The organism is Pseudomonadota bacterium, assembly GCA_026388215.1.
Taxonomy (GTDB): domain Bacteria; phylum Desulfobacterota; class Syntrophorhabdia; order Syntrophorhabdales; family Syntrophorhabdaceae; genus JAPLKF01.
The window spans coordinates 1-5,362 of sequence record JAPLKF010000095.1 but is presented as its reverse complement, the minus strand read 5'-3'; the positions used below and the strand labels follow the sequence as shown (position 1 = coordinate 5,362).

Annotated in this window: 7 protein-coding genes; 1 reads left to right on the top strand and 6 read right to left on the bottom strand. The window is 39.2% G+C overall.

Annotated elements, in window-relative coordinates; translation table 11 throughout:
* A partial coding sequence (locus tag NTU69_05695) for a hypothetical protein (protein MCX5803013.1) occupies nucleotides 1-210 on the top strand: 210 nt, incomplete at its 5' end.
* A gap of 44 nt (nucleotides 211-254) precedes the next feature.
* Here NTU69_05695 and NTU69_05690 read toward each other — a convergent pair.
* The 6 genes from NTU69_05690 to NTU69_05665 all read right to left on the bottom strand — a co-directional run.
* Complete coding sequence (locus NTU69_05690; GenBank protein MCX5803012.1) at nucleotides 255-1,475, bottom strand: molybdopterin molybdotransferase MoeA; 1,221 nt, start codon at nucleotides 1,473-1,475, stop codon at nucleotides 255-257.
* A 14-nt stretch (nucleotides 1,476-1,489) separates the two neighbouring features.
* Nucleotides 1,490-2,245 (bottom strand): phosphate ABC transporter ATP-binding protein PstB, encoded by a 756-nt coding sequence (pstB, locus tag NTU69_05685; protein MCX5803011.1) that lies wholly within the window; start codon nucleotides 2,243-2,245, stop codon nucleotides 1,490-1,492.
* Nucleotides 2,242-2,997 carry a phosphate ABC transporter ATP-binding protein gene (locus tag NTU69_05680; GenBank protein ID MCX5803010.1) on the bottom strand — a complete coding sequence of 252 codons (756 nt, stop codon included), beginning with the start codon at nucleotides 2,995-2,997 and terminating at the stop codon, nucleotides 2,242-2,244. The genes pstB and NTU69_05680 overlap by 4 nt, the downstream gene beginning before the upstream one ends.
* A 6-nt stretch (nucleotides 2,998-3,003) precedes the next feature.
* Nucleotides 3,004-3,840, bottom strand: coding sequence for a phosphate ABC transporter permease PstA (gene pstA, locus NTU69_05675; protein MCX5803009.1), 837 nt, complete (start codon nucleotides 3,838-3,840; stop codon nucleotides 3,004-3,006).
* 96 nt (nucleotides 3,841-3,936) lie between these two features.
* Nucleotides 3,937-4,800 (bottom strand): phosphate ABC transporter permease subunit PstC, encoded by an 864-nt coding sequence (pstC, locus tag NTU69_05670; protein ID MCX5803008.1) that lies wholly within the window; start codon nucleotides 4,798-4,800, stop codon nucleotides 3,937-3,939.
* On the bottom strand, nucleotides 4,797-5,362 hold a 566-nt coding region (locus NTU69_05665), incomplete at its 5' end, for a phosphate ABC transporter substrate-binding protein (protein MCX5803007.1). The genes pstC and NTU69_05665, both read right to left, overlap by 4 nt.

Here is a 5,362-nt window from a genome sequence, read left to right as displayed (position 1 = left end):
AGTTTTCTTGCCCACTCACAATATAAGTTCTTATCACTAATTCAGATAACATCCATCACCGGTACATATTTCATATCATACCTGATAGTCGCATTTAATTGCATTATATATCATGTCTTAATGGTCTATTCAACAAACGGGGGTCAAGGGGTCAAGGCCTGCCCTGCCAAACCGCAGGTCTTGGCCAGAGGGGTTCAAGGATTCGAGTGATTAATACACTTGAACCCTTAACCCCTGGAATCCTAGAACCCTTTTTACTCCAAGAGATACACCTCTACCTCTTCATCCTTTTCGTAGCCTTCTTTGCCTTCCGGGATGACTATATACCCTGAAGCATTTGTTAATGAAGAAATTACTGAAGATTTCGCAAATATTGGATATATATAGTATTTTCCTTTGATGTATTTTGTAGTAATTCTTATATATTCCTCAATACCAAAGGACGAGGGTATATTGGTTGTGAGTATTCCTTTAATCTTCTTTTCTCCATGTGTTTCTTCACCCTGCAATCTTCTCAAAAGAGGAAGGACATACCTTATCACCACCATAACGCATGAGGCAGGATGACCTGGTAGCCCGAAAATTGGTTTGTTCCATAATGTACCGAAGATTGTGGGTTTCCCTGGTTTTATGTTTATTCCGTGGAATAGTATTTTACCTCCAAGTCTCTCGATGGAGGCGGTGACAAAATCTCTCTCTCCCTTTGAGCTACCTCCAGAGATGAGAAGCATGTCGAATCCATGGGCAGATGCAAGTATTTCTGTTATATCTTCTATATTATCTTTGGTTATTCCAATGAATTTGGTAATAGAACCTTCTTTTTTCAACAGGTTTGTTATGGTATACCTGTTGATATCTCTGACCTTACCAGGCGGAGGGGTATGATGTATTTCAACTATTTCATCCCCTGAGGATATAATTCCTACTTCAGCTTTTTTATATACAGGGATTTTTGAATGACCAAGGGCGGAGAGCATCCCGAGGTCAAAAGGGGAGAGTCTTTTCCCTTTATTCAAAACCTTGCCCCCTTTCTTAATATCTTCCCCGACGAAACAGATGTTTTCGCCTTTATGGACAGCTTTTGTTAGTTCAATCCCGTCTGTAGTCCTTCTGACATATTCTTCCATAATAACACCATCAGCCCCTTCTGGTATCATTGCTCCAGTGCTGATATATACAGTATGTCCATCTTCGATTGTTATCTTTGTCTCTTCACCAACCTTTATTTCTCCTTTAGTATATAGGAAAGAAGGGTTTGTTTCTTTTGCTCCATAGGTATCTTTAGTAATCAATACGAATCCATCAACGAGGGAACGTGAAAAAGGCGGGATATCCTCCATTGATATAATATCTTCTGCCAGTATCCTGCATAATGCGTTTTCGATATCCACTGTTTCTGTTTTGGCAACTATTGGAAAGGATTCGATTATTTTGAGAGCTTCTTTTGATGTTATAGATTTTAGGAATTCCATCATCAAATTGTTAGCGTTTATCCAAACCTGCCTGTAATATAACCTTCTGTCCTCTCATTCTTGGGGGAGGTAAAAATTTGTGTGGTTTCCCCGAACTCCATAAGCTCTCCTAAAAGCATAAATCCTGTATAGTCTGATACCCTTGCTGCCTGCTGCATATTGTGGGTTACTATCAGGATTGTATAATTATTTTTGAGCTCCACCATCAGTTCTTCTATCCTCATAGTGGCAATGGGGTCAAGGGCCGAACATGGTTCATCAAGTAAGATAATCTCTGGTTCAACCGTGAGTAATCTTGCGATACAAAGCCTCTGTTTTATTTCTTCAGAAAGGCTTAAGGCAGGCGTAGAGAATTTGTCCTTAAGCTCATCCCATAATCCAACTGCCTTTAAACATTTTTCTACTATCCCCTGGTTTTGTTTCTTGTTCTGGATACCATGTGTTTTTAAACCATAAATCATATTTTCATAGACCGAGAAAGGGAATGGGTTCGGCCTTTGAAATACCATGCCCACCTTTTTTCTTAATTCAATAATGTCTATTTCTTCAATGCTCAGTTCATTGACAAATATACTGCCTGTTATTTTCACATCATCAATAAGGTCGTTCATGCGGTTAAAGCAACGAAGCAATGTGGATTTGCCACAACCAGAGGGGCCTATCAGGGAGGTAATAGAATTTTTAAATACATGAAAATCTACATCTAAAAGGGCATGAAAGGTGCCGTAGTATAGATTTAATGTATTTGTTCTAAGCACACGATTATTCATCATCCAAATTTCCCCTGGATATAGTCCTCAGTCTTTTTCTCCGATGGGTTTGTAAATACCTTTTCTGAAGGACCATATTCAATAAGTTCTCCCATGTAAAAAAATGCAGCATAATCAGTGATGCGGGCTATCTGTTTTGTATTGTTTGAGACGAGTATTATAGTATAATCCTTTTTAAGCTCATCGAGGGCCTCTTCAATCTTCGCAGTAGAGATAGGGTCTAAACCCGAACATGGTTCGTCCAGTAGAATTATCTCTGGTTTTAGGGCAAGGGTTCGGGCAAGACAGAGTCTCTGTTGCTGTCCACCAGAGAGTTTCAATGCTGATTTGTTTAATCTATCCCTTACTTCATCCCATAAAAATGCCTTTCTTAAACTCTCCTCAACAATAATGTTAAGTTCTGCCTTTTCATTGACACCCTGTAATCTTGGACCATACGCAATATTTTCGTATACTGAGCGGGGGAGGGCTATGGGTACAGCAAAAACCGTCCCAACCCGTCTTCTTAAGTTCACCTGATCTATTTCTCTATCTAAAATATTATCTCCATCAAGATAAACCCCACCTTCAATCTTTATACCCTCTTCAAAATCTATCATTCTGTTAATAGTTGATATTAAAGTAGATTTTCCACTTCCTGCTGGACCCATGAAACCGGTAATCATGTTTTTATGAACATCAATGCTGATGCCTTTCAGGATTTCAGATGTTCCATACGATACCCTCAAGTTTTCTACCTTTATTTTAATATCCATACGTTCTCACGAATATCTTGCGATAACCCTGTTCATAATATAATAGGCAAGGACATTTATAAATAATATACTCAAAACGAGCACCAGGGCAGTGGCATAGGCCTTTTCCATCGAAATCCCCTCCCTGGCAAGGATATAGAAGTGAACAGCCATGGTTCTTCCTGAATCCATAAGGGATGTGGGAAGTCTTAGTGAGCTTCCCGTAGTGAATAAGGTTGCTGCAGTCTCACCCACAGCCCTTCCGACACTTAACATAATACCTGTCAGAATCCCCGGGGCTGCTGAAGGTAATACAACCTTTAATACCGTCTCCCATTTGGTAGCACTTAAAGAGTAGCTAACGATTCTAAAATTCCTCGGGACAGCCTTTATAGCCTCTTCGCTTGTCCTGATTATTGTTGGAAGGATCATAATGGTTATAGTAAATACACCTGCTAAGATTGACCAGCCCATCTTGAGTTTGATTACAAAGAATATGAAGCCAAAGAGACCGTACAATATAGAGGGTATACCTGCTAATGATTCAACACCAAAGCGAATAATTTTTGTGAATCTCGATTCCCTGGTATATTCAGTCAAGAAAATTGCTGTTCCAACACCCAAAGGCGTGGCGAGAAGGATTGATAATAATACAAGAAGTAGAGTCCCGATGATTGTAAAGAATATGCCTCCATGTCTGCCCATATCCTCTGGAGAGGAAAAGATAAATTCTAAATTTACATGGGGGGAGCCTTTAAAGAAGATAACAGCAACGATTGCTACCAATATTCCAACTGTAAAAAATGCCTGGGAGTTGAGAACTATCTTTACAAGCTTATCGATTATTCGGGGGTTGATCCTCAATTTACAACGCTCCTTTCGATGCTTGTGAAATGTTATATTTTTTATTTGACAGGTTTTGTGACTCCGGACTTTGAACCTTGAACTCCGAACTATTTTTCACTTTATCACCTTCCTCTTTATTCCAAAATTGGCAATATAGTTGAGAATCATGATAATGAGCAAGAGAACTACCCCGGTTGAAAAAAGCCCCTGTCTGTGGTCTCCAGTGGCGTATGCGAGTTCAAGGGCAATATTTCCGGTCAATGTCCTTAAGGGATCAAGAATACTCGTTGGTATCTTTAATGCATTACCGGCAACCATAATAACTGCCATTGTTTCTCCTATTGCCCTTCCCATACCCAAAATGAAACTTGCCAGAATCCCTGATTTGGCAGAGGGAACTACAACCCTGAAGATTGTCTGCCATTTGGTGGCCCCCATGGCAAAAGAACCCTCTCTGTAAGTTCTTGGTACACTCATCAATGCATCAAAAGATATACTGATTATTGTAGGTAAAATCATTACCCCGAGGATAATAGAGGTAGAAAGCAGAGAAAAACCAGCTCCACCGAAATAATTTCTTACTAAAGGTACTATATAAATAACACCTAAAAACCCGTATACCACTGAAGGGATGCCTGCTAAGAGTTCAAGGGCTGGTTTTAAAAACATCTTTAACCTTTTTCCTGAATATTCAGAAAGATAGATTGCGCAGGAAAGTCCCATGGGAGCACCAATAATGAGGGCACCGAAGGTTACAAGGAATGAAGATATTATCATTGGAAATATCCCGAAGGAGCCTTTTGTGGGGGCCCACTTAAAACCAAGAATGATATTTTTCAGACCAATTTTATGAAAAAGAGGTAACCCTTCAAAAAGAATAAAGATGAAAATCAGGAAAAGAAATAAAAGGGAAGAAAGGGCGAACAACATTAAAACCCACCTGACAGCGTGTTCTTTGCTGAACTTCTTTTTAATCATAGTATGCCTATCAGCCCTTCCTTTTTCAGGATATTCTGTCCATCCTTAGAAATCACAAAGTTAATGAATATTTTTACATTATCGTTAATATCACCATGTGTCAGGAATAAGAAGGGTCTCACAAACTTATATTTTTTTGTTTTTATATTTTCCACGCTTGCAAAAATACCATCAATGGATAGAGACCTTACTCTATTATCAACAAGGCCAAGGGATATATACCCTATCGCATAAGGGTCGGTGGCAACTACCTCTTTTACAGAACCATTAGAATCCTGAACCATAATCCCATCATAAATTTCTTCATTTTTCATAACAAGTTCTTCAAAGGAACCACGAGTCCCGGAACCTTCCTCTCTCGTAACAGCGTCAATCTTTCTATCAATCCAGCCCAACTCTTTCCAGTTCCTTATACGACCGTTGAAAATACCTCTTATCTGTTCTAATGTAAGTGCGCTAACTGGATTTCTGGGGTGAACAACCACAGAAATACCATCATAGCAGATTAATATTTCATTTAATATTGTTTCTTCCTGCTTGAGTTGTCTTGATGACATACCAA